This window comes from Asanoa sp. WMMD1127, assembly GCF_029626225.1.
GTDB lineage: Bacteria > Actinomycetota > Actinomycetes > Mycobacteriales > Micromonosporaceae > Asanoa.
Map to the genome: position 1 here is coordinate 1,948,392 of NZ_JARUBP010000001.1, position 24,342 is coordinate 1,972,733.

The following is a 24,342-nucleotide window of genomic DNA, read 5'->3' on the forward strand; positions in this document are numbered from 1 at the left end:
AGGAGCAGCATGAGACGAGTACGCGCCACGGCCGCCTTCGCGGCGGCCGTCATGGCGGGCACGATGGCCGTGTGGGCGACGCCCGCCCAGGCGGCCGGCACCGGCGTCGTCACCGGCCGGGTCACGACCAGCACCGGCGCGCCCGCCGCCGACATCTGGGTGTCCGTCATGGACTACGAGGAGTGGGGCGAGCCGGTCGGCTACACCACGACCGCCGCGGACGGCACCTACCGCATCGGCGGCCTCAACACCGACAGCTACGTGGTGTCGTTCTCCGGCACCGACCACCCCACGCAGTACTTCGACGGCAAGACCGACATCTTCGACGCCGACGAGGTGCGCGTCACCACCGGCCAGACCACGACGATCAACCAGCAGCTGATCGCCGTCGGATTCATCACCGGTCGCCTGCTGCTGCCGACGGGCGAACCGTTCGCATGGCACTGGGTCGACGCCACCGACGAGTACGGCACGTCCAGGGGTGGCAGCTCGACCGACGACAACGGCGACTACCGCATCCCGGTGCCGGCAGGCAGCTACTACGTGGCGTTCTCGCCGATCGACGACAGCTACCAGCAGCAGTACGTTCCAAGGAAGCTCAGCCGGAACGACGCCACCTTGTTCACCGTGGCGGCCGGCGCCGAGGTCCGTGCTGACGACACCGCCTTGGAGACCGGAAGCCTGAGCGGACGCCTGACCAACGACAACGGGACGCCCGTCGCCGAGGCTTCCGTGTACGGGTCGCCGTTCCAGACGGAGGATGGCGGTCTCTACGGGGAAACCGACGCCAACGGAGAGTTCTCGTTCCCACAGGTGCTGGTCGGCACCTACCAGGTGTCCTTCCAGGCCGGTTACCGCTACCAGTACTTCGACGGCGCGCTCCGGCCGGAGGACGCGGACCCGGTGACAGTCTCGGCCGGCGACGACACCCGAGTGACCGAGAGCATGCTGCCCACCGGCACCGTCCGCGTTCGGGCCCTCGACGCGATCACCGGCTCCGTGATCCGTGACTTCTGCGCCGGCGACTTCTGCAGCGACGGCACCGGCGAGGTGCTGATGACCGACCAGGTCGCGGGAAATGTGCAGTTCAGCATCTGGGCCGACGGCAACTACCTGGGTCGCGACAGCAACGTCACGGTCCGGGCGGGCCAAACCGTCGACGTCATCGCCCGGCTGCTGCCAGGCGCGAAGATCACCACCACGGTCGTCGACAGGGCGACCGGCAAGCCGCTGGCAAACGTCTGCGTGACGGCCTACAAGCCGGCCCGGGCCTACGTGCTGGACGGCTTCGGTGACAACTGCACCGATTCGGCCGGCAAGGTGACGCTGACCAGGCTCGAGGCGGGCGACTACCGGCTGTTCGCCGAGCCTCGCGACAAGGCTTACGGGCGGCAGTGGGTCGCGGCCACCGGCGGCACTGGCGACGAGCGGCAGGCCACCACGATCCGGACCACGGCCGGTAAGACCTCGGGCGCTCCGCAGATCCGCATCGACCGCGCCGGTTCGATCCGGGGCCGGGTGACCGACGCCGCGACCGGAGCTCCACTCCACGCGGCTGTCAACATCTTCACTCAGAACCCAGGGCTCGGCGCCGAAGAGCCGTGGACGGACGAGGACGGCCGCTTCCAGGTCGACGGCCTCGGCCCCTACCGCTGGCCGCTGAAGTTCGCCAGCTACGGCTACCCGATCACCTGGACCGGCGGCGCCATCAGCCGGTACGCCGCCACGGGCACCCAGGTGACCGCGGGCGGTGTGGCCACCGCCGACCTCGGTCTGACCAAGGGGGTCACGGTGAGCGGCAACCTGGTCTCCGCCCACGGCGGTCCCAGCGGATACACCCGGATCAGCGTGCTGAACACCCAGACGGGCGACTACGTCAGCACCGACGACTTCGAGGGCACGGCCTACGAGGTGCGGGCGTTGCCCGGCCAGGAGATCCGCTACGTCTACTACACCGAGATCGACGGTGAGTACTACAGCTCCGACAAGGCGAAGCTGTCCCCGGCCACCCCCGGCGGCCCGCCGCGCTACTCGGTGACCGTCCCGACGGGCGGTCTGACCGGCATCGACGTGCTGGTCGACTGAACGGGACCAAACGGAAGGCCCGCACCGAACGGTGCGGGCCTTTCCGCTTCTCCACAGGTTGTTCACATCGCCGGACCGGCTCCCTCACGCGCGCTTACTACAGTCCCTCGCATGAGAGAGCGCCGGATCCTGGTGGTCGAGGACGAGCGGACCATCGCCGACTCGATCGCCGTGCGGCTGCGGGCCGAAGGTTTCGCGGTCGGGCTGGCCGGTGACGGCCCAGCCGCGGTCGACAAGGCCCGCCGCGAACCGCCCGACCTGGTGATCCTCGACGTCATGCTGCCGGGCTTCGACGGGCTCGAGGTGTGCCGGCGGATCCAGGCCGACCGCCCGGTGCCCGTGCTGATGCTCACGGCCCGTGACGATGAGAACGACATGCTGGTCGGCCTGGCCGTCGGCGCCGACGACTACCTCACCAAGCCGTTCTCGATGCGCGAGCTGGCGGCCCGCGTACACGCGCTGCTCAGAAGGGCCGAACGCAGCCAGACCGCGGGCCCGCAGCCGATCCGGCTCGGCGACCTGGAGATCAACCAGGCGGAACGCCGGGTCAGCCGGGCCGGTGTCGAAGCGCACCTGACGCCGACGGAGTTCGACCTGCTGGTGCACCTCGCCGGCCGGCCGCGCACCGTGCTGCCCCGCGAGCGGCTGCTCGCCGAGGTCTGGGGTTGGGGCGACGGGGCCGGCACCCGCACCGTCGACAGCCACATCAAGGCGTTGCGCCGCAAGCTCGGCGCCGACCTGATCCGCACCGTGCACGGTGTCGGCTACGCGCTGGAGGTGCGGTCGTGAAGGACCTGCTCACCCGCGGGCTCGACCTGCTGCCCCGGCCGCTCGACCCGGTCCGCTCGATCAAGCTCAAGCTGGCCGTGCTGCTCTGCGCCTCGGCCGCCGCGGGCCTCGCCTACTTCTGGTACGCGATGGAGTGGATCCCCTACGTCACCTCCGCCACGGCACTGCTGGTCGGCCTGCTCACCTCGCAGGTGCTGGCGCACGGCATGACCTCGCCGCTGCGCGAGATGACCGCCGCGGTCCGGGCGATGCGCCGCGGCGACTACACGCAGCGGGTCCGGGCCACCTCCCGCGACGAGGTGGGCGAGCTGGCCGAGGCGTTCAACCAGATGGCCGCCGACCTGGCCGCCGCCGACCGGCAGCGGCGCGAGCTGATCGCCAACGTCTCGCACGAGCTGCGTACGCCGATCACCGCCTTGCAGGGCGTGCTGGAGAACATCGTCGACGGGGTGGCCGACCCGCACCCCGCCACGCTGCGCACCGCGCTGCACCAGACCGAGCGCCTCAGCCGGCTGGTCACCGAGCTGCTCGACCTGTCGCGCCTCGACGCGGGCGTGCAGCCGATGCACCCGGTGCGGCTCGACGTGGCGGACTTCCTCGACGAGGTCGCCGAGGAGGCCGCCGTCACCGCGAGCGGCGCGGGGCATGACATCAACCTGGCCGTACGCCCGCCCGACACCCCGCTGACCGTGCACGCCGACCCGGCCCGCCTCCACCAGGTGCTGGCCAACCTGCTCGACAACGCGGCCCGGCACAGCCCGCCCGGCGGCACGGTCTCGGTGGTCGGTCGGCTCGACGACGACCGCGTCGTGTTCGAGGTCGGCGACGAGGGCCCCGGCATCCCGCCGGACCAGCGGGAGGCGGTGTTCGACCGGTTCACCCGCGGCGACCGGGCGGTCGGTGGCGGCACCGGTCTCGGCCTGGCCATCGCCCAGTGGGTGGTGCAGCTGCACGGCGGCACGATCGGCGTGGTCAACCCACCATCGGGCACGGGCTGCCTGATGCGCGTCTCGCTGCCGAGGTCCGCGGCGCCGGCGGCGGTGGCCGCGTGACCGACACGAAGAGCCCGAGCACCGCGCTGGCCGTACGCAAGCCGCCCTCGGACTGGTCCTGGGCCGGTCCGACCGGTGAGCCGGGCGCGCCCGCGCTGGTCGCCCTCCTGATCGCGGCCGGCATCGCCGCGGCCGCCCTGCCGCTCGACCGGGCCGGCATCGGCTGGCTGCTGGGCGGCGCAGCGGGCATTGTTGCCCTGGCAGTCACGCGAAGCAGGGTTTCCTGGCGCCAGGCCGGCTGGGCCGCGAGCACCCTCGCGCTGCTCGGCGTGGGCACCGTCCGCGACGCCGGCTGGCTGTTCGTCCTGTGCGTGCTCACCGCCGTGGTCACCGGCACGCTCGCCCTGGTCGACCCCCGGTCGGTCAAGATGATCGTCGCGTCGTTCGTGGTGCCGATCGCGGCCGCGGTGCGGGCACTGCCCTGGGTGCGGGCCGGCGTGCGCACCCGGCTCGCCGGCCGGCCCGGTGTGCCCGCCCGGGTGTTCGGCATCGCCGCCGTCTCGCTGGCCCTGCTGCTCGTGTTCGGCGCGCTGTTCGCCTCAGCCGACGACGCCTTCGCCACGCTGCTCGGCCGGGCGACGCCCACGGTCAGCGGCGCGACGGCGTCCCGGGCGCTGATCCTGTTCCCGTTGCTGTTCGTCGTGCTGGCCGGCGCCGCGTTCGTCCTGGCCGCGCCACCCCGGCCGGGCGCGGACGACCAGACCCGGTTCACGTTCCGGCGGGCCGACTGGGCGATCCCGATCGCGCTGCTCGACCTGCTCTTCCTCGCCTTCGTCGCGGTGCAGGCCACCGTCCTGTTCGACGGCAGCCGGCACGTGCTCGGCCCGGGCGGCCCGACGTTCGCCGACTACGCCCGCGGCGGCTTCTGGCAGCTCCTCGCGGTCACCGGCCTCACCCTGGTGGTGGTCGCGGTCGCCGGCCGCTGGGCGCCGCGGGCCGGCCGCGCCGACCGGTTCACGATCCGGCTGCTGCTCGGGGCGCTGGCCGTGCTCACCCTCGTGATCGTGGCCAGCGCGACCTACCGCATGAACGTCTACGAGCAGGCGTACGGCTACACCCGGCTGCGCATCTTCGTCTCCGCGGTGGAACTCGGCCTCGGCGCCGTGTTCGTCGCGATCCTGGTCGCCGGCATCCGCCTGCGCGGCGACTGGCTCCCCCGCGCCGTGCTGGCCATCGCGACCGGCGGCCTGCTCGCCCTGGCGGTCCTCAACCCGGACCGGTTCATCGCCGACCGCAACGTCGACCGCTACCTGGCCACCGGCCGGATCGACGTGCACTACCTCAGCACGCTCTCCGCCGACGCGGTGCCGGCCCTCGACCGGCTGACCGGCAACGACCGGGCCTGCGCGATCTGGCGCGCGAACAACGCCCTGGCCACGACTCGGGACGACTGGCGCTCGGCCAACCTCTCGCGCTACCAGGCCCGCCTCCTGCTGGCCGACAGGCCCGCCACCACTTGCCAGGTCTTCCGCGACTAACTGTGATCGGGGACACTGCGGGGCATGACCGAAGGGCGGCGGACGCGGGTGGTGCTTGCCCGTGTGCACCCGCGGGCGCACGACCACGACCGCACGCGCACCGAGTTGGCCGAGCAGACCCAGGTCGGCGAGGCGCTGGTCCGGGGCCTGGTGCGGGCCCAGCTCGCCCTCGCGCTGCGGCTGTCGCTGGTGGTGGCGATCGGGCTTGGCGGGCTGCCGCTGCTGTTCGCCGTGGCGCCCGAGGTCAGCACCGCGCAGTTCGCCGGCATCGACCTGCCGTGGCTGCTGCTCGGCGTCGCGGCCTTCCCGTTCCTCGTCGTCGTCGGGTGGGCCTACGTGCGGCTGGCCGAGCGCAACGAGCAGGACTTCGTCGCGGTGGTCCGCCGGCCGGAGCGCTGAGTGGGCAACCCGTACGTCGTACCCGCCATCCTGTTGGTCACGTTGGTGACCGTCGGCATCGGCTTCTACGGCCTCAAGCTGGCCCGGACCACCTCGGACTTCCTGGTCGCCTCGCGCAGCGTCAGCCCGACCTGGAACGCGGCCGCGATCGGCGGCGAATACCTCTCGGCGGCGTCGTTCCTCGGCGTGGCCGGCCTGCTCCTGAAGTACGGCGTCGACGTGCTCTGGTACCCGGTGGGCTTCGCCGCCGGCTATCTCGCCCTGCTGCTGTTCGTCGCCGCTCCGCTGCGCCGCTCGGGGGCCTTCACGCTGCCCGACTTCTGCCAGCTCCGGCTCGGCTCGCGCCGGCTGCGCAAGCTGGCCACCGCGTTCGTGGTGTTCATCGGCTGGCTCTATCTCGTGCCACAGCTGCAGGGCGCCGGCCTGACGCTGACCACGGTCACGGGTCAGCCGTACGCCCTCGGGGCTCTGCTCGTCGGCGCCGTCGTCACGGTCAACGTGGCGCTGGGCGGAATGCGCGCGATCACGTTCGTGCAGGCCTTCCAATATTGGCTGAAGCTCACGGCGCTGCTGGTCCCGGCGATCTTCCTGCTGCTGCAGTGGCAGGCCGACGGCCGCCCGGCGGTGGCCGCGCCGGACGGCCCGGTGTTCCACGTCGCCACCTCGGTGGTGATCGAGGACCAGGCCACGCTCACCCTGCCCGACGGCTCGACGATGCGGGTCGACGCCGGGCAGCGGCTCGAGTACGCGGCGGGCGACCCCGTGCCGCAGGTGTCCACGGTGGACGACACCCGCGGGCCGGACTGGCTGCTGCCGGGCGACAGCGACCAGGGGCTGTTCGCCACCTACTCGCTGATCCTGGCGACGTTCCTCGGCACGATGGGGCTGCCGCACGTGCTGGTCCGCTTCTACACCAACCCCGACGGCAACGCGGCCAGGCGCACGACGCTGGTGGTGCTCGCCCTGGTCGGGCTCTTCTATCTGCTGCCGACGATCTACGGCGTGCTCGGCCGGGTCTACACGCCCCAGCTGTTGATGACCGGGCGCACCGACGCCGTGGTCGTGCTGCTGCCCGGCGCCGCGCTCGGCGGCGGCCTGTCGGGCCAGCTGCTCGCCGCCCTCGTCGCCGCCGGCGCGTTCGCCGCGTTTCTGTCCAGCTCGTCGGGCCTGCTGACGAGCGTCGCCGGAGTCATCTCCACCGACGTGATCGGGCGCGGCTCGGTGCGCGACTTCCGGTTGGCCACGCTGCTCGCCGGGATCGCCCCGATCGTGCTGTCGCTGACCATCGAGAGCCTCGACGTGTCACAGGTGGTCGGGTTGGCCTTCGCGGTGGCCGCCTCCAGCTTCTGCCCGCTGCTGGTATTGGGGATCTGGTGGCGGGGCCTGACCGCCCGCGGCGCGGCGGCCGGTGTGCTGGTCGGCGGGGGCGGGGCCGGCGGCGCCGTACTGCTCACCGTGCTCGGCCCGCCGCTGTCCGGCTGGCCGGCAGCGCTGGTCAGCCAGCCGGCGGCCTGGACGGTGCCGCTCGCGTTCGCGGTCATGGTGGCCGTCTCGCTCGCCAGCCGCCGCCGCGTGCCCGCCGACGTCGGTGCGGTCATGCTGCGCCTGCACGCGCCGGAAAGCGTGCTGGCCGGTTCCCCACGACGGTGAACCGGGCCGTTACCGTCAAGGGGTGACGACGGTGAAGGACGATCGGTTCGCCCTGGTGCTGCGGGGACTGGCCAAGAGCTTCGACGGCAAGGTGGCGGTCGGCGGCGTCGACCTCGACGTGCCGGCGGGCTCCTTCTACGGTTTGCTCGGGCCCAACGGCGCCGGTAAGACGACCACGCTGTCGATGGCGGTCGGGCTGCTGCGACCCGACCACGGCCAGGCCTGGGTGCTCGGCCACGACGTGTGGGCCGATCCGATCCAGGCCAAGCGGCTCTTCGGCGTGCTGCCCGACGGCGTGCGACTGTTCGACCGGCTCAGCGGGGCCGAACTGCTCGCCTATCACGGCCTGCTGCGCGGCATGGACCCGGCGGTCGTCGACCAGCGGGCCCGGGAGCTGATCGACGTGCTCGCCCTCGGCGACGCCGGGCAGACCCTCGTCGTCGACTACTCGGCCGGCATGAAGAAGAAGATCGGTCTGGCCTGCGCACTGCTGCACGCGCCGCGGCTGCTGGTCCTCGACGAGCCGTTCGAGGCCGTCGACCCGGTGGCCGCCGCGCTGATCCGCGACATCCTCCAGCGCTACGTGGCCGGCGGCGGCACCGTCATCTTCTCGAGCCACGTGATGGCGGTGGTCGAGCGGCTCTGCACCCACGTCGCGATCCTGGCCGACGGCGCCATCAAGCGGGTCGGCACGCTCGACGAGGTGCGCGGCGAGCGGTCGCTCGAAGACGTCTTCGTCGAGGTGGTCGGCGGGCGCACGGCGACCGGGCAGGAGCTGGCGTGGCTCTGACCGCCGCGGTCGACACCGCGCCGCGTGCGGTGTCCGGGCGCCACTTCGTGCGGCTCAAGCTCCGCATCATGGGCAACAGCTTCCGTGGCCAGCCCTGGCGCGTCACGATGTTCGTCTTCGGCCTGGTGATGGGCCTGTTCTACGCCGTCGCCGGTTTCCTCGGCAGCGCGCTGCCCGGGCTGGCCGACAGCCCGGACGCCGCGCTGCTGGTGGCGGCGCTCGGCGGTGGCGTGATCGCCGTCGGCTGGACGCTGGTGCCGCTGGTCTTCTTCGGCGTCGACGAGACGGTCGACCCGGCCCGGTTCGCCCTGCTGCCGCTGAGCCGGCGCACGCTGGTGACCGGCCTGCTGACCGCCGCGCTGATCGGCGTGCCGGCGGCGGCCACGCTGATCGCGACCGCCGGCCTGGTGCTTTCCGCGGGCGCGCTGGGCGGCGTGGGCGCGGCCCTCGTCGAGGCCGTGGGCGTGCTGCTCGGCCTCGTCTTCTGCGTCGCCGTCAGCCGGGCGGTGACCAGCGCGTTCGCCACCATGCTGCGGTCGCGCCGCACCCGCGACCTGGCCGCGGTGCTGCTCGCGGTCGCCGGCGCGTTGATCGGTCCACTGCAGATCGCGATCAACCGGGCCAGCGCCGACACCGACTGGCGGCGGTTCCTGCCGGCGGCCGAGGTGGTGGGCTGGACGCCGTTCGGCGCGCCTTACACCGCGGGCTTCGAGGTGGCGGCCGGGCGCTGGTGGGCCGCGCCGGTCAAACTCCTGCTCGTCGTGGCGGTGATCGGCCTGCTGCTCTGGTGGTGGTCGCGGACGCTCGAGTCGGCGATGGTCGGCACGGCCAGCGCCGGCCGGGCCAAGGAGCGGGTCGCCACCGGTACGCCCGTCGAGCTGCTCTTCCCGCGCGTGCTCAGCTGGGCCCGGCGCGACCAGTTCGGGGCGGTGCTGGCCCGGGAGGTGCGCTACTGGTGGCGGGACGCCCGCCGCCGGGCCAATCTGATCACGTTCGCGGTCGCGGCGTTGTTCGTCTCCGCGATCGTCAACTTCAGCAGCAGCATCTGGGGCACCGAGCCGACGAGCGAGGTGACCACCTCGCCGGTCACGTTCTCCCTGTCGATGATCTTCGTCGGCACCCTCGCCGCCGTCACGCTGGCCAACCAGTTCGGCTTCGACGGCACGGCCTACGCGGCCGACGTGGTCGCCGGCGTCCCCGGCCGGGTCGAGATCGCGGCCCGGGCCAGCGCCTTCGCGGTGTACGTGCTCCCCCTGGTCGTGGTGATCGCCGTAATCGTCGGTCTGTTGGTCGGCGAACCGGGCTGGATCCCGCTCGCTCTCGGCACGCTGGTTGCCACGTTCGGCTGCGGCCTGGCCGCCAACTCGATGCTCTCGGTGGTCGGCGCCTACGCCCTGCCCGAGACCTCGAACCCGTTCGCGCTCAACACCGGCGCCGGCATGGCCCGCGGCCTGCTCAGCGTGGTCGCCATGTTGGTCAGCGTGGCGCTGGCGGTGCCGATGCTGATCGGCGCGCTGTTCGCCGGCGACGCCTGGCTCTGGCTGGCCCCGCCACTGGGCCTGCTCTACGGCGTCGGCGCGGCCGTGCTCGGCAGCGTGATCGTCGGCGACGTGCTCGACCGGCGCATGCCGGAGCTGCTGCAGACCATCACACCGCGACGCTGACAATGGTGTGGTGAACCCGATCGAGCCCGGCGCGCACATCCACGGCACCGACCCGTTCGCCACTCCGGAGGGGTCGCGCTCGCCGGTGCGCCGGTTCCGCGGCCGGCTGGCGTCGCCGGTGACGCTCTGGACGGCGCCCGGGCCGGCGGGGTTCACCGTCTCGTCGACCACGGTGGCCGATGGCGACCCGGGCCGGCTGCTCGGTCTGCTCGACGACGAGTCGGACCTGTGGGCGGCGCTCTCCGCGGCGGGCCGGTTCGCCGTCGCCCCGCTCGGCCCCACGCACCGCCAGCTCGCCGACAGGTTCGCCGGCCTGATGCCGGCGCCCGGCGGCCTCTTCCACAGTGGTGAGTGGACGACCACCGACTACGGCCCGGTGCCGGCCGACGCGGGCTGCTGGGCGGGGTGCCGCCTCGACGCCGCCCGGGAGTTCGGCTGGGGCCTGCTGGTGGAGGCCACCATCGAGCGGATCGAGATCGTGGGCGAGGTCCCACCGCTGATGCACTATCGCGGTCGATATCTGGCCGGCTGACGCAACCCCGGCCTGAGATCATCGGTGTCCTCTCCAAGAAACGGGGAGGCAGCCTATGGAGACGGTTCGGGTGTCCAGACCCGACACCAGCACCACCACCTTCGACTCGTTCTACGCCGCGAACTTCAACCGGCTCATGCTCCAGCTCTACGCGTACACGGCGGACGTCTCGGCCGCGCAGGACGCGGTCCAGGAGGCGTTCAGCCGGGCCTGGGCCCGGTGGGACCGGCTGGTCACCTACGACGAGCCGGCGGCCTGGGTCCGCCGGGTGGCGATGAACGTGGCCACCAACCGGTGGCGCCGGATCCAGGCGGCCCGGGCGCACGCCCGGTTCCACCGCGAGGAGGTGGTGGCGGCGCCGAGCCCGGACCGGGTCGCGCTGGCCCGGGCGCTGCGGTCCCTGCCGGAGCGGCAGCGCCGGGCGATCGTGCTGTTCCACATCGCCGACCTCACGATCGCCGAGATCGCGGCGCAGGAAGGCGTCGCCGAGGGCACGGTCAAGGCCTGGTTGCACCGCGGCCGGGCCGCGCTGGCCACCCTGCTGACCGAGGAGGAGGTCCGCCGTGGATGAGCAGCACCTGGACGACCTGTTCGGCCAGTTCCGGGCGGGGCCGCCGCTGGTCGTGCCGGCCGGCGCCGGCGCCGCGCGACAGGCGTTTCGACACCGCCGCCGGGTGCGGGTCGCGGCGAGTTGCGTGCTGGCCGCCGTCGCGGTCGGCGTGCCGTCGGTCGGCTTCGCGACCGGCGCGTTCGACGGGACCCCGAAGCCGCCGGTGATGACCACCGCCCCCACTCCGACTCCGACCCGGTCGACGACCCCGCCGACCAGCCCGCCGGCCAGCCCACCGGCCACCGGCTCGCCCGAACCGACGCGGACGACCACCGCACCGGTCGAGCCGACCAGCGTGCCGCGCGCAGCGATGCTGCGCGAGGCCGACCTGCCGGCCGGATACGAGTACCGCGGTGAGGACCTCAGCGACGCCGACTGGACGCTCGCGTTCCTGGCGTCGATCTGCGACCCGCGACCCAGGGACACCGAGCCGCGCGGCGTCACCCAGCGCGATGCGGTGTTCGGGCGCGACCGCGACGAGCCGCTGTTCCAGCGGGTCTACCGGATGGCCACACCGGCGGCTGCCCGAAGCTGGCTCGACGGCCTCCCCGATCGGCTCGGCGACGAATGCGGTGGGTCGGGCGAGCGGCGGTTCACCGTGGTCGACACCGACTTCGCGGGCGCCGATGCCGTCCTGATCCGGACCGATCTCGGCGAGGGAGAGCCGACCTTCTCCCTATTCGTCCGGCAGGGGCCGCTGCTGACCCAGATCTGGCAGAAGCACGAGACCGACGTCGGAGCGTTGCGCGACCTCGGCCGGGCGGCCGCGGACCGACTCTGCCAGGGCACGACGGCCTGCTGACATCGGCGCCGTTCAACGGCGTGACGGAGGTCACTGGGCGCAGCCACCTGTCCGTTCGGCGCAGGTGGCTGCGCCCGCCGCGCTGGGGGTTCCAGGGCCGCGCGACCCGTTCCTACGGTGCCGCTGTTCAGCCCTGTCCCGACGCCCCCGCGAAGGTGGTGACACATGAGTACGGAGGCGAGAGACACCGCTCCCACGGAGACCCCCGAGGACCGGTATCTGGCCATGCAGCGTTCCCCGGAGTTCGGCGCGCTTCGAAAGGCTTTCCGCGGCTTCGTTTTCCCGATGACCGTGGCGTTCTTCGTCTGGTACGCGCTTTACGTGATCCTGTCCGCGTACGCGCGCGATTTCATGAGCATCCGGATCGGCGACAGCCACATCAACGTGGCCCTGATCTTCGGTCTGCTCCAGTTCGTCTCGACGTTCCTGATCGCCTGGCTCTACTCGCGGTACGCGAACCGCAAGGTCGACCCGCTCGCCGACAAGATCCACGAAGAGTTGGGGGAGGTGTCGCCCAGTGAGGGTCCTCGCGGCTGAGGCGGCCACGGGCGGCAGCACCGCCCGTACGCTCACGATCATCCTGTTCCTGGTCTTCGTGGCCATCACCCTCGCCATCACCGTGTGGGCCAGCCGGCAGACCAAGACGGCGACCGACTTCTACGCCGGCGGCCGGTCGTTCTCGGGCTTCCAGAACGGCATGGCGATCGGCGGCGACTACATGTCGGCGGCGTCGTTCCTCGGCATCGCCGGCATCATCGCGCTCAACGGCTACGACGGGTTCCTCTACTCGATCGGCTTCCTGGTGGCCTGGCTCGTCGCCCTGCTGCTGGTCGCCGAGCTCCTGCGGAACTCGGGCCGCTACACGATGGCCGACGTGCTGGCGTTCCGGATGCGGCAGAAGCCGGTCCGCACGGCGGCGGCCGTCTCCACCATTACGGTGTCGATCTTCTATCTGCTGGCCCAGATGGTCGGCGCGGGCGCGCTGGTCGCGCTGCTGCTCGGCATCCGGCCCGGCACGACGTTCCTCGGGATGGACGCCGACGCGGCCAAGATCGCCACCATCGTGCTGGTCGGTGCGTTGATGATCGTCTACGTGACGGTCGGCGGCATGAAGGGCACCACGTACGTCCAGATCGTCAAGGCGTTCCTGCTGATGACCGGCGCCTTGCTGATGACCGTGCTCGTGCTGGCCGTGTTCAAGTTCAACCTGTCCTCGCTGCTCGGCGACGCCGCGTCGTCGTCCGGCAAGGGTGAGGCGTTCCTCGAACCCGGGTTGAGATATGGCGTGGAAGTCGCCGGTAACGCGACGCAGACCTTCTACAACAAGATGGACCTGCTCTCGCTCGGCATCGCGCTGGTGCTGGGCACGGCCGGCCTGCCGCACATCCTGATCCGGTTCTACACCGTGCCCACCGCCCGAGCGGCCCGCAAGAGCGTGCTCTGGGCGATCGGCATCATCGGCGTGTTCTACCTGTTCACGCTCGCCCTCGGCTTCGGTGCCGCGGCGCTGGTGGGCAGTCAGGCGATCACGGCGCAGGACCGAGCGGGCAACACGGCGGCACCTCAGTTGGCAGCGGAGCTCGGGCGCCGGTTCTTCGGCGGCGAGGTGGGCAGCGCTGCGTTGCTGGCGGTCATCGCGGCAGTGGCGTTCGCCACGATCCTCGCCGTGGTCGCCGGTCTGACCCTGGCGTCGTCGTCGAGCCTCGCGCACGACTTCTACGCCAACGTGGTCAAGGACGGCCAGGCCTCGGAACGGCAGGAGGTCAACGTCGCCCGGATCTCCGCCCTGGTGATCGGCGCGATCTCCATCCTCCTGTCGATCTTCGCGCAGAACCTCAACGTGGCCTTCCTGGTCGCGCTGGCGTTCGCGGTCGCCGCCTCCGGCAACCTTCCGGCGATCCTCTACAGCTTGTTCTGGAAGAGGTTCAACACCTCGGGCGCGGTCTGGGCGATCTACGGTGGTCTGATCTCGGCCGTGGTGCTGGTGTTCTTCTCGCCGGTCGTCTCCGGCTCGGCCACCGCGATGTTCTCGAAGTCGGACTGGCAGTGGTTCCCGCTGTCCAACCCGGGTCTGATCTCCATCCCGTTCGGCTTCTTCTGCGGCTGGCTCGGCACCGTCCTCTCCAAGGAGCGTGACGACGCGAAGTACGCGGAGTTGGAGGTCCGCTCCCTGACCGGCTCGGGCGCCCACTAGACAACCCGATCGGTCACACCGGGGCCCCGGCGGCGGCACACCGCCGGGGCCCTGCCGCACCCTGGCAGGCCGTTGATCGGCGTGATCGGTAGGCTGGGGACATGGTGGTTGCTCAACGTTTCGGAGCCGGTCATCGCATCCTCGTCACAGGAGGCGCCGGTTTCGTCCCGTCCCACCTGATCGATGCCCTTATCGCCCGAGGTTGCACGGTCGTCGCGGTCGACAACTTCGTCACCGGGTCGAAGGAAAACGTCACCCACCTCGTCGAGCACCCGCAGTTCACGCTCGTCGAGGCCGACGTCGCCGACGGTCTACCGACCCATCACCCGGCCATCGCCGGCCGGTTCGACGCGATCCTGCACATGGCGTCGCCGGCCAGCCCCAAGGACTTCACGACCCTGCCGATCGAGATCCTCCGGGTCGGTTCGATCGCCACGCTGCACCTGCTCGACCGCGCGGTCGCCGACGGCGCCCGGTTCCTGATGGCGTCGACCTCCGAGGCCTACGGCGACCCGCTGGTGCACCCCCAGGTCGAGACCTACTGGGGCAACGTCAACCCGGTCGGCATCCGCAGCGTCTACGACGAGGCCAAGCGCTTCTCCGAGGCGTCCACGATGGCCTACCACCGCTACCGCGGTCTCGACACGGCGATCGTGCGGATCTTCAACACCTACGGCCCGCGGATGCGACCCGACGACGGCCGGGCGATCCCGACCTTCATCGCCCAGGCGCTGCGCGGTGAGCCGATCACCGTGCACGGCAACGGCGCGCAGACCCGCTCCATCTGCTACGTCGACGACCTGGTGCGCGGCATCCTGCTGCTGCTCGACTCGACCGAGACCGGCCCGGTCAACTGCGGCGACGAGCACGAGCTGTCGATGAAGGACCTGGCCGAGACGATCGTCCAGCTGACCGGCAGCTCATCCACGGTCACCTTCACGTCCCGCACCGCCGATGACCCCGAGATGCGCCGGCCCGATCTGACCCTGGCCCGCACCAAGCTCGGCTTCGCGCCGAACACGCCCTTCGAAGAGGGTCTCCGGCGTACGATCGAGGACTTCCGCCGCCGCGCGGTCTGAGCTGAAACCGCAGGTCAACGCGGAAATTTTTAGCTACCAACTTCGTGCCGTGCCGGCGTTGGTTGTGAGCGCCACCCAGGTTTGCTTCGTACCCTGAGTGACATGTCTGCGACCACGTCATCGTCCGGCGGCACCTACGGGCGCGCCTCGGTGCCCGGCCGTACGCCCGGTTCCGCACCGGTCTCCGGCGCCCCCGTCTCCGGCGGGCCCGGCGGCACCCGGATCAGCGGCCGGGCCCACGTCCCCGGCGCCCGGAGCGAGTCCCGCCCCCGTGGCGTCGGTCGCGTCGGTGGCGGCGGTGGCCCGGGCGGGCCCGGTGGCCCACGGGGACCGCGCCGGCCGGGGGCACCCTATCGCCGTGGTCCGCAGCCCAAATGGGGCCGGATCGCCCTCGTCGCGGTGGCCGGCCTGGCGCTGCTCGGCCTGCTCGGCGCCGGCGGCACCTGGGTCTACGTGCGGGCGCTCAACGGCAACATCGGTCGCACCGACCCGTTCTCCGAGATCACCGGCGGCCGGCCGGCCAAGACGGCCAGCGGCGCGCTCAACATCCTGATGGTCGGCACGGACTCCCGCGACCCTGATGCGGCGCTCGACAAGGCCGGCAAGTGGCGGGCCGACACGATCATCGTGATGCACATCCCGGCGTCGCAGGACAAGGCCTACCTGGTCTCCATACCCCGGGACCTCTACGTGCCGGTGCCCAGGTCGGCCAACGCCGACTGCTCCGACTCGGAGCGCCACAAGGTCAACTCCGCGTTCGCCTTCGGCGGGCTGCCGCTGGCCGTGCGTACCGTCGAGTGCTTCACCGACGTCCGGATGGATCACGTGATGGCGATCGACTTCGCCGGTTTCAAGGAGGTCACCGACGCGCTCGGCGGCGTCGACCTCAAGGTCGAGCGGACCATCAAGTCGATCCACAAGCCGTTCCGCACGTTCCAGAAGGGCGTCAACCACATGAACGGCGACGAGGCGCTCGACTGGGTGCGGCAGCGCAAGCAGTTCCCCGACGGCGACTTCGCCCGGATGCGGCACCAGCAGGAGTTCCTCCGGGCCCTGATGGACAAGGCGGCCAGCAGCGGCACGCTGACCAACCCCGGCAAGCTCAACAGCTTCCTCAAGGCGGTCACCAACGCGGTCACGGTCGACGAGGGCTTCTCGCTGGTCGACATGGCGCTGCAGTTCCGCAACCTGCGCGGCGAGAACCTGCAGTTTCTGACCAGCCCCTACAGCGGCAGCCAGACGATCGGCGGGGAGTCGGTCGTGGTCTCCGACAAGACCAAGGCGCTGGCGATGTACAAGGCGATGAACGAAGACAAGATGGCCGACTGGGTGGCTGCCAACAAGAAGTAACAACTGCACCAATCCGGAAGAATGACTGGGCTGGCCCTCGCCCGACATATCCGACTTAAGCTGACGCTAGACCGAGGCGGCGGCGGGGTCGGGAGGGGTCATTCCCAGCTCGGAAGACCAGGGGACCAAGCGGCCGCGCGCGCGGGCCGCCCGCCCACGCTGGGCCAGGATCTTCATAGTCGTCGGCATCGCCCTGGCGGTGCTGGCCGGCCTCAGCCTCGGCGGGCTCAAGCTGATCACGGAGCGGCTCGACGACGCGCTCAAGAAGGCCGACCTGCTCGACTCCGACGCCCGGACCGGCGGCGGTGAGCTGCGCGGCCCCCTCAACTACCTGCTGATCGGCTCCGACCAGCGCCCGACCAGCCCCAACAGTCACCGGGCCGACTCGATCGTCATCGTGCACATCCCCGCCGGGCTCGACCGGGCCTATCTGATCTCGATACCTCGGGACCTGCGGGTCACGATCCCGCCGTACCCCCAAGGTGGTTACAAGGGCGGGCAGGACAAGATCAATGCGGCCTTCCAGTACGGGCAGGGCGACGGCGCCAAGCTGCTCTCGGCGACGGTCACCAACCTCACGGGCGTGCGGTTCGACGGGGCCGCGATCGTCGACTTCACCGGCTTCAAGCGAGTGGTCGACCTGCTCGGCGGCGTGGACGTCTGCGTGGACCAGCAGGTCACGTCCATTCACACCGGCCACGTCTTCCCCATCGGTTGCTACCGCATGGACGGGGCGCAGTCGCTCGACTTCGCCCGCCAGCGCTACGGACTCCCCCGCGGCGACTACGACCGGCAGCGCCATCAGCAGCAGATCCTCAAGGCCATCGCCCAGAAGCTGACCGACCCGACCGTGCTGGCCAACCCGATCAAGCTCGACCAGACCATCCGGGCCATCGGCGGGACCATGACCGTCGACACCAACGGGGTGCCGCTAAACGACCTGGTGATCTCGCTGCGCCACCTGCGGGCCCAGAACGTCTCCGGCATCCGCATGCCTTCGACCGGCGCCCGCATCGACGGCACCTCCTACAACGTCCTCACCGCGGACGCCGACGGCCTGTTCAAGGCGATCCGCGAGGACGATGTGGCGGCCTGGACAGCCGCCAACCCCAAATGGGCGAACAACATCTGACCGGGCCTAATCTGTAGAGCGTGTGGAGACCCGAACCCGTGCCGTGGGTGAGTGCCGAGGACGTGCCGGAGGACGCCTACCTGCTCGACGTCCGTGAAGACGACGAGTGGCAGGCCGGCCATGCGCCGGGCGCGCACCACGTGCCGATGATGGAGGTTCCGGCCCGGCTGCCCGAGGTGCCGACCGACGCCGACGTGGTGGTCGTGTGCCGGATGGGTGGTCGTTCGGCCCAGGTCGTGACCTACCTGGCCAAGCAGGGTTGGGACAACGTGCGCAACCTCGACGGCGGCATGGCCGCCTGGGAGTCCGCCGGCCGGCCGATGGTCAGCGAAGACGGCCAGCCGGCCCGCGTGGTCTGACGTCGGTGGGCGAATCGCCGCTGATCTTCGCGCACCGCGGTTCGTCCGCGGTGCTTCCCGAGCACACGCTGCCGGCCTACCTCAAGGCGCTGGACGAGGGCGCCGACGGGGTCGAGTGCGACGTCCGGCTCACCCGCGACGGCCACCTGGTGTGCGTGCACGACCGCCGGCTCGACCGCACCAGCAACGGCAAGGGCCGGGTCAGCCGGCACACCCTGGCCCAGCTCGACGCGCTCGAGTTCGGCAAGTGGGCCGACACCGACGATCCGCCCGACCCCGACCGGGCCCGGCTGCTCACCCTCGACCGCCTGCTCGGCGCGGTCCGGGACGCCGGCCGCGAGGTCCAGGTGCTGATCGAGACCAAGCACCCGACCCACCACGGCGGCGACGTGGAGCGTGCGCTCGCGGCCATGCTCCGCCGGCACGGGCTCGACCAACCCCGCGACAGCGAGCGGGTGGCCGTGACGGTCATGTCGTTCTCGGCGCTGGCCGTGCGCCGGATGCGCGAGCTCGCCCCCGGCCTGCCCACCGCGCTGCTGATGGAGCTGCTGCCGTCGGCGCTGCGCGGGACCCTGCCGTTCGGCGCCCGGATCGCCGGCCCCGGCATCCACCTGGTCAAAGCCCGGCCGCGGCTGGTCCGCACGCTGCAGGCGGCCGGCAACCGGGTCTATGTGTGGACCGTCAACGAGCCCGAAGAGATCGACTTTCTGATCGACCTCGGCGTCGACGGCATCATCACGGACCGGCCCGCGTTCGTGCTGAAGCACATCGGTCGCTGAACCAGGCCTTTTCCGGACGGCTCGGGTTGGGCACACTCGGGACGTGCCCGCGCGCCCCGACTATGCGTCGTTCATCGCCGGCCACGCCGAGGTGATCGAGCGGATCAACTCGGGCGAGGCCGGCCTGCCGATCCTGGGCGTCGTCCTGCGGCTGGCACAGGAGGCGCTGGGCGCCGCGGGCATGACCTTCGCGGAGTACGGCCCGTCCGGCGGGCGGATCGTCGCCGCGAGCGGCGCCGCCGAGTGGGCGTTGGGCCGGCCCGTCGACAAGGGTTCGCCGACGACGCGGCGGCTGCTCACCGGGCTGCGTACGCAGGTGCTCTCCCTCGACCGGATCGAGGGCGACTTCCCGCACCAGGCGACCGGCCAGGGCCTGCACACCATGCTGGTCACCCGGGCGATCCTGGGCGGGCTGGTGGTGGGCAGCCTGCAGGCGTTCTATCACGAGGCCGAGGACCTGCCCACGATCGAGCACCACACGCTGATCGAGTTCGTCGCCACCAACCTCGCCCACATGTACGGGCACCAGGCCGGCCTGCCCGTGCACGGCGACGGCCCGGTGGTGGCGGCCCTGGCCGACGGTCTCGCGATCATCGACTTCGACCGCAAGGTGCGCCTCTGGAACCCCGCGGCCGAGGAGGTCACGGGCCTGAGCGCGGCGGAGGTGCTCAACGCGACCCTGCCGTTCCCGATCCCGGTGCTCGGCCAGACCCTCGACCACCGGCTCACCGACGGCCGCTGGCTCAAGATCACCGCCAGCGAGCTCACCGGCACCGTCGACTCGATCGTGGTCACCTTCCGCGACACCAGCGACCAGCACCGCCGCGACGGCGACCGCGACCTGTTCGTCGCGCTGACCAGCCACGAGCTGCGTACCCCCGTCACCGTGATCAAGGGGTACGCCGACACGCTGAACAGCCACTGGGACGAGCTGCCGGAATACGAGCGGCGGCACGCGGCCGACGTCATCGGCCAGCGCGCCAGTGAGCTCGCCAAGCTCGTCGACCGGCTGCTCTCGGCGGCCGACCAGACCGGCCCGAGCGCGGGCTCGCCGCCGACCCCGTTCGACCTCGTCGAGGCGCTCCGGGTGGCCGAGCGCGACCTCCCGACCGCGCTGCGCCGCCGCCTCCTGGTGCGGCTCCCGGTCGAGCTGCCGAAAGCGATCGGCGACCGGAGCACGATCACCACGATCCTGACCGAGCTGGTCACCAACGCCGACAAATACAGCGAGGACGGCACCGGAATCGAGCTGACCGCGCACACCGACGAGCGCACTGTGGTATTCCGCGTTTCCGACCGGGGCATCGGGGTACGACCCGAACATGTGGAGCGTGCGTTCGACCGCTTCTGGCAGGCCGAATCGGGTGACCGACGACGGTTTCCGGGGGCCGGACTCGGGCTCTATTTGGTACGAAGGGTCATAGAGCGACAGAACGGGTGGGTATCGCTCCGCCCACGCGACGGTGGCGGCACCGTCGCCGAAGTGCGGCTCCCGCGCGGCTGACGATCGCGCCGGGTGACGGGAGGTTGGGGAAGTGACGACGGCGGTGGCCGAGGGGTCCTGGCACGTGGTCGTGCCGCACCACGCCCGCGGCGCGCGCACCGCGCGGCACCGGCTGACCACCGAGCTGGCCGGCACGGTGCCGGACGAGCTGCTCGCCGACGTCATCGCGGTGACCGGTGAGCTGGTCGTCAACGCGGTCCGGCACGCCCGCCCGCTGCCCGGTGGCGTGATCCGGGTCGACTGGCGCCTCAGCCCGGCCGGGGTGGTCGCGGTGCGGGTCACCGACGGGGGCGGGCAGGTCCGCCCGAGCGCCCGGCCGGCTGGCCCGGAGGCGCTCGACGGCCGCGGTCTGCACATCGTCTCCGCCCTCGCCGACCGGTGGGGCGTCGACCGCGACGGCCACGGCCAGAGCGTCTGGGCCGAGCTGGGGGAGCACTCCCACTCCCTGGCGTGAAACGCCAGACCGCGACGGGCCACCCGGCCGGGGTTGGCAATAGGCTGTCTCCCCATGAGCAAGAAGCGCCGGATCAAGAACGACGGCACCCCCAAGCGGGAGAAGCAAACCGACATGTTCTCGGCGCGCCCGTTCGAGGGCTTCGCCGACGAGGTCGAGTGGATCGCCCTGCGTGAGCTGGTCCCGGCCGCTTCCGCGCCGCTGACGCTCGCGCCGGCGATGGTCGAGGAGTTCGGCGAGCGGCCGGTCATCCTGGCCACCGTGCTGCCGATGGCCTGGCCGGCGATGACCAAGCCCGACGGCCGGATCTTCCTCGGCCTCCAGCGGCACGTGCAGTCCGGCGACGCCTCCCGTGACCTGGCGGTGGCGCTGGTCCGCGCGCTGCAGACCAACCCCGGCAGCCCCGTCTCCGTGCCCGCGCACGCCGGCGTCGGCCCGCGCCTCCAGGACATGATCGTCGACGGGCCGCTCGACATCACGCTGCACGAGGGCTTCGAGTTCTGGCTCGACGACGACGCCGGCGACGACGCCAACGTGAAGGCGTCACTCGAACGGGCGAATGCGTCGATCTATCCGACCGTCCGGCTGGCCGCGGCCAAGGCGGCGTACTGGTGCCGGGTCCCCGACCGTGGCCACGTCCGCTGGGTGCTGCCCGACGAGGAGGACGCCGCGCTGGGCGCGCTGGCCCGTCTCGCGGCCGCCGGCGACCTGCTGCTCGGCGAGGGCACCAAGTTCGCCGGCATGTTCCGGGCGCACGGCCGGCTGGTCCCCGTCTGGGACATCCCGCGCGACCCGGAGGCCGCCGACTGGGAGGCGCCGGTGGAAGCGTTCGCCAAGCGCTACGCCGACGCCCTGGCCGACGAGTCGCCGCTCGACTCCGCCGCCCGCCGCGCCCGCCAGGGCCTGGTCGGCCGCCAGCTCACCCTGCGCTGACCCCGTCGCGGAGCATCGGGCACGACATACAGCGTGGTCCGCCCCGGCCCGAGCCCAGCTCTGAGCCCGGGATCCGGATCACCTCGATGCCGGCCCGCTCGAGCTGGGCGTTGGTCTCCACGTTGCGCTCGTAGGCGACGCACAGCCGCGGCGCGATGGCCAGCGTGTTGTTGCCGTCGTCCCACTGCTCGCGCTCGGCGGTGACCGGGTCGAGGCCGGTGTCGATGACGCGCAACATGGCGATGTCCATGGCGTCGGCCGCCGCGCGCAGGAACGGCGCCGGCCCGTCGACCTGCGGCTCACCGTCAGGACCGGCGATCACGGTGTACGCCTGGAGCGTGTCCGCATATTTCGGATACATGATGACGGCGTCGACGTCGACCATCGTCACGATGGTGTCCAGGTGCATGGTCGCCCGCTCCTGGGTGATCGGTACGACCAGGATCGTGTGCGCGAGTTCGGCCGCGAAGATGCGCCGGGCCAACCGTTCCGCGCCCGCCGGCGTGGTGCGCTCACCCACCCCGATCGCGATCACGCCCTCGGCCAGCAGCAGCACGTCGCCGCCCTCGACCGGCTCCAGGCTCGCGTCGTAGACGAACTGCGTGCCGACGAACCGCGGGTGGTAGCGGTAGATGGCGTCGGTCAGCGTGGTCTCCCGGCGGCGGGCCGGCATGGCCAGGCTCGTGACGGCGGCCCGGTCGCGTACCCAGACCGAGGAGTCCCGGGTGAACAGCAGGTTGGGCAGCGGGTCGATGACGAACTCGTTGCTGGGCATCAGCGAGTAGACGAGGCCGCCCGGCCGGTCGGCGCTGGTGCGCAGCTCGTCGTGCGCCAACCCGCCGATCAGCACCGTCGCCAACGCCGACGGGTCGAGATAGGTCAGATGGTCGGCGACCCGGCGGCGGAGGGTGTCGCCGAGCCGGGGGTCGTCGACGACGCTCGCGGTGATCTCCGCCCGCGCCTCGGGCACCGACAGGGCCTCGGCGAGCAACTGCGACACGTAAAGCACCTCGACGCCCCGTGTGCGCAGGGCCGCCGCGAAGGTATCGTGTTCCTCTTGGGCTCGGCCGACCCACGGGATCCCGTCGAACAGCAGAGAATCGTTGTTTCGCGGGGTCAGACGGGCCAACTCCCGGCCGGGCCGGTGCAGCAGCACAGTGCCGAGCCGACCCACTTCGCTTCCGACATAGTTGGTCACAAGGCCCGAGCCTAGGCCGTGGTTGTCACCATCCGGGAAAAGAGCCGCTCCGTGAATGCGGCATTCATCCCCACTCATTCCCCCGACACATCTTGCCTCAGTACCGGTGTCGCCACGTACGGTAGTTAGACAGCCAAAGCTCGCCCTTGCCGGAGGCAGCGATGACCGTATTTCCTGCGCGTCGAGCCGTCCCCCTCACCCCCCGACGAGCTCTGCCGAGCGCAGAATCCGACCAGCACGACCTGCTCGAAGCCGCACGTCCACGCCCCATGGACTGGGCCCGCCGCCGGCGGGCCGAGCGCGACGCCCGCCGCATCGAAGCGGCCGGCGCCCGTGCTCTCCACCGCGTCGAGAACCTCGGCCCGTCGTGGCACATCATCGAGTGGCCCCGCACCGACTCGTTCGACGCCCTGTTCACGGGCGCCGACGACCAGGCCGGGTTCCTGGTGATCGGGCCGAGCGGCCTGTTCGCCGTGACGATCGCCGACCACGGCCGGTCCCGGGTGATGGTCGCCGGTGACGTCGTCCAGATCAGCGGCAAGCGCCCGCCCTACGTGACGGAGGCGCGCCGGGACGCGAAACGGGCCGCCAAGGCGCTCAGCGGCGCCGTCGGCCACGCCGTACCGGTGACGCCGGTGTTGACGTTCGTCGGTTCTGGCGTCATCAGCGTCTACGGACTTCCCAAGGACTGTCTGGTGGCGACCCACCGCGAACTCGACCGCCTGCTGGTGGCCGGCGGCGACCGGATCAGCGCGTCCACCGCCGAAAAGTTGTCCCGCGTGGCGAGCCAACCCAGCACCTGGCTCAACGCGCCCAACAGCGGTGGTGGCTACCGGTGGTACGAGGAAGGTCGCACCGCCTCCACCAAGCTCGCCACCCGCCGTTGACCGCGTCGTCACTACCATCGGCCGACTGGAGGGTCGTCGGCACGCCCATCACCGGTTAGCGTGACGGTGGGGCAACTGCCGGCGATGCACAGGAGGCGCGGTGGCGCACGTCGAACTTGAGCTCGAGGTTTTGGCACCTGGCGAGTCCGACGGCGTGGAGCCGACAACCGGCCCACCCGCGGGAGCTGCCGCCTGGGCGTCTCCCTCGTGGTCGCCACCGGCGCCGCAACGCCCCGCGCCGACCAGCTTCACCCGCTGGGCCGAGACGGTGTTCGCGGCCGACGAGCCCTGCCTGGTCATCGACCGTTCGATGACCATCGTCGCCGCGTCCGCCAGCTGCTGCGCGCTGCTGGGCCTCGCCGACCCGCGCACCGCGGTCGGCCTTCCGCTGCTCGACGCGGGCCTGCGCCTCGTCGACTTCACCGCCGCCCGCAGCGAGCTCACCGAGACCGAGGTCGACAAGATCCCGCCGCTGCTCGCGGTCACCTCGGAACGCCAGGCCCGCGGCCTCCTCCGCGTCCACCAGGGCGACGGCGACGCCACCGTCGACGCGATCGCCACCCCGTTGCTGGTCGACGGCGCCGTTGCCGGCTCGCTGACCTTCTTCGCCACCGTCTGACCG

General features: G+C 71.6%; 24 protein-coding genes. 23 read left to right on the forward strand and 1 reads right to left on the reverse strand.

What is annotated here, in order from left to right; translation table 11 throughout:
* Positions 1-9: 9 nt before the first annotated feature.
* The 21 genes from O7635_RS09375 (at position 10) to O7635_RS09475 (ending at position 21,635) form a co-directional block, all read left to right on the forward strand.
* On the forward strand, positions 10-2,085 hold the full coding sequence (locus O7635_RS09375; protein ID WP_278080023.1) for a carboxypeptidase regulatory-like domain-containing protein: 2,076 nt from the start codon (positions 10-12) through the stop codon (positions 2,083-2,085).
* 111 nt (positions 2,086-2,196) lie between these two features.
* Positions 2,197-2,874 (forward strand): response regulator transcription factor, encoded by a 678-nt coding sequence (locus tag O7635_RS09380; RefSeq protein WP_278080024.1) that lies wholly within the window; start codon positions 2,197-2,199, stop codon positions 2,872-2,874.
* Complete coding sequence (locus O7635_RS09385; RefSeq protein ID WP_278080025.1) at positions 2,871-3,926, forward strand: HAMP domain-containing sensor histidine kinase; 1,056 nt, start codon at positions 2,871-2,873, stop codon at positions 3,924-3,926. The genes O7635_RS09380 and O7635_RS09385 overlap by 4 nt, the downstream gene beginning before the upstream one ends.
* Positions 3,923-5,404 carry a DUF4173 domain-containing protein gene (locus O7635_RS09390; protein ID WP_278080026.1) on the forward strand — a complete coding sequence of 494 codons (1,482 nt, stop codon included), beginning with the start codon at positions 3,923-3,925 and terminating at the stop codon, positions 5,402-5,404. Before O7635_RS09385 ends, O7635_RS09390 begins: the two co-directional genes overlap by 4 nt.
* A 24-nt stretch (positions 5,405-5,428) precedes the next feature.
* Positions 5,429-5,803, forward strand: coding sequence for a hypothetical protein (locus tag O7635_RS09395; protein ID WP_278080027.1), 375 nt, complete (start codon positions 5,429-5,431; stop codon positions 5,801-5,803).
* A complete protein-coding gene (locus O7635_RS09400; protein WP_278080028.1) occupies positions 5,804-7,453 on the forward strand; it encodes a cation acetate symporter in 1,650 nt (549 codons plus the stop codon).
* A gap of 31 nt (positions 7,454-7,484) precedes the next feature.
* Positions 7,485-8,243: an ABC transporter ATP-binding protein gene (locus tag O7635_RS09405; protein ID WP_278085421.1), complete on the forward strand. Its 759-nt coding sequence runs from the start codon at positions 7,485-7,487 to the stop codon at positions 8,241-8,243.
* The gene (locus tag O7635_RS09410; RefSeq protein WP_278080029.1) at positions 8,234-9,907 is read left to right on the forward strand and encodes an ABC transporter permease; all 1,674 of its coding nucleotides are present in this window, start codon (positions 8,234-8,236) and stop codon (positions 9,905-9,907) included. The genes O7635_RS09405 and O7635_RS09410 overlap by 10 nt, the downstream gene beginning before the upstream one ends.
* A gap of 7 nt (positions 9,908-9,914) precedes the next feature.
* Positions 9,915-10,439 (forward strand): flavin reductase family protein, encoded by a 525-nt coding sequence (locus tag O7635_RS09415; RefSeq protein ID WP_278080030.1) that lies wholly within the window; start codon positions 9,915-9,917, stop codon positions 10,437-10,439.
* A gap of 70 nt (positions 10,440-10,509) precedes the next feature.
* A complete protein-coding gene (locus tag O7635_RS09420) occupies positions 10,510-11,010 on the forward strand; it encodes a SigE family RNA polymerase sigma factor (protein WP_278080031.1) in 501 nt (166 codons plus the stop codon).
* Positions 11,003-11,851: a hypothetical protein gene (locus O7635_RS09425; protein WP_278080032.1), complete on the forward strand. Its 849-nt coding sequence runs from the start codon at positions 11,003-11,005 to the stop codon at positions 11,849-11,851. Before O7635_RS09420 ends, O7635_RS09425 begins: the two co-directional genes overlap by 8 nt.
* Before the next feature lie 165 nt (positions 11,852-12,016).
* Positions 12,017-12,388 (forward strand): DUF485 domain-containing protein, encoded by a 372-nt coding sequence (locus O7635_RS09430; RefSeq protein ID WP_278080033.1) that lies wholly within the window; start codon positions 12,017-12,019, stop codon positions 12,386-12,388.
* Complete coding sequence (locus O7635_RS09435; protein ID WP_278080034.1) at positions 12,369-14,045, forward strand: cation acetate symporter; 1,677 nt, start codon at positions 12,369-12,371, stop codon at positions 14,043-14,045. Before O7635_RS09430 ends, O7635_RS09435 begins: the two co-directional genes overlap by 20 nt.
* Before the next feature lie 101 nt (positions 14,046-14,146).
* The gene (locus O7635_RS09440; RefSeq protein ID WP_278080035.1) at positions 14,147-15,124 is read left to right on the forward strand and encodes an NAD-dependent epimerase/dehydratase family protein; all 978 of its coding nucleotides are present in this window, start codon (positions 14,147-14,149) and stop codon (positions 15,122-15,124) included.
* 102 nt (positions 15,125-15,226) lie between these two features.
* Entirely contained in the window at positions 15,227-16,474 is a 1,248-nt protein-coding gene (locus O7635_RS09445; protein WP_278080036.1) for an LCP family protein, read from the forward strand.
* 199 nt (positions 16,475-16,673) lie between these two features.
* On the forward strand, positions 16,674-17,606 hold the full coding sequence (locus O7635_RS09450) for an LCP family protein (protein ID WP_278080037.1): 933 nt from the start codon (positions 16,674-16,676) through the stop codon (positions 17,604-17,606).
* 20 nt (positions 17,607-17,626) lie between these two features.
* Positions 17,627-17,965, forward strand: a complete 339-nt coding sequence (locus O7635_RS09455; protein ID WP_278080038.1) for a rhodanese-like domain-containing protein — start codon at positions 17,627-17,629, stop codon at positions 17,963-17,965.
* A 5-nt stretch (positions 17,966-17,970) separates the two neighbouring features.
* Complete coding sequence (locus O7635_RS09460) at positions 17,971-18,744, forward strand: glycerophosphodiester phosphodiesterase (protein ID WP_278080039.1); 774 nt, start codon at positions 17,971-17,973, stop codon at positions 18,742-18,744.
* A 43-nt stretch (positions 18,745-18,787) separates the two neighbouring features.
* Positions 18,788-20,248, forward strand: coding sequence for an ATP-binding protein (locus O7635_RS09465; RefSeq protein ID WP_278080040.1), 1,461 nt, complete (start codon positions 18,788-18,790; stop codon positions 20,246-20,248).
* Positions 20,249-20,279: 31 nt separating this feature from the next.
* Positions 20,280-20,702 (forward strand): ATP-binding protein, encoded by a 423-nt coding sequence (locus O7635_RS09470; protein WP_278080041.1) that lies wholly within the window; start codon positions 20,280-20,282, stop codon positions 20,700-20,702.
* Positions 20,703-20,756: 54 nt separating this feature from the next.
* The gene (locus O7635_RS09475; RefSeq protein WP_278080042.1) at positions 20,757-21,635 is read left to right on the forward strand and encodes a DUF5926 family protein; all 879 of its coding nucleotides are present in this window, start codon (positions 20,757-20,759) and stop codon (positions 21,633-21,635) included.
* Here O7635_RS09475 and O7635_RS09480 read toward each other — a convergent pair.
* A complete protein-coding gene (locus O7635_RS09480) occupies positions 21,622-22,833 on the reverse strand; it encodes an arginine deiminase (RefSeq protein ID WP_278080043.1) in 1,212 nt (403 codons plus the stop codon). The genes O7635_RS09475 and O7635_RS09480 overlap by 14 nt on opposite strands.
* Before the next feature lie 161 nt (positions 22,834-22,994).
* On the opposite strand from O7635_RS09480, the gene O7635_RS09485 reads away from it, so the two are divergent.
* Complete coding sequence (locus O7635_RS09485; protein WP_278080044.1) at positions 22,995-23,720, forward strand: hypothetical protein; 726 nt, start codon at positions 22,995-22,997, stop codon at positions 23,718-23,720.
* A gap of 100 nt (positions 23,721-23,820) precedes the next feature.
* Positions 23,821-24,339, forward strand: a complete 519-nt coding sequence (locus O7635_RS09490) for a hypothetical protein (RefSeq protein ID WP_278080045.1) — start codon at positions 23,821-23,823, stop codon at positions 24,337-24,339.
* Positions 24,340-24,342 lie beyond the last annotated feature (3 nt).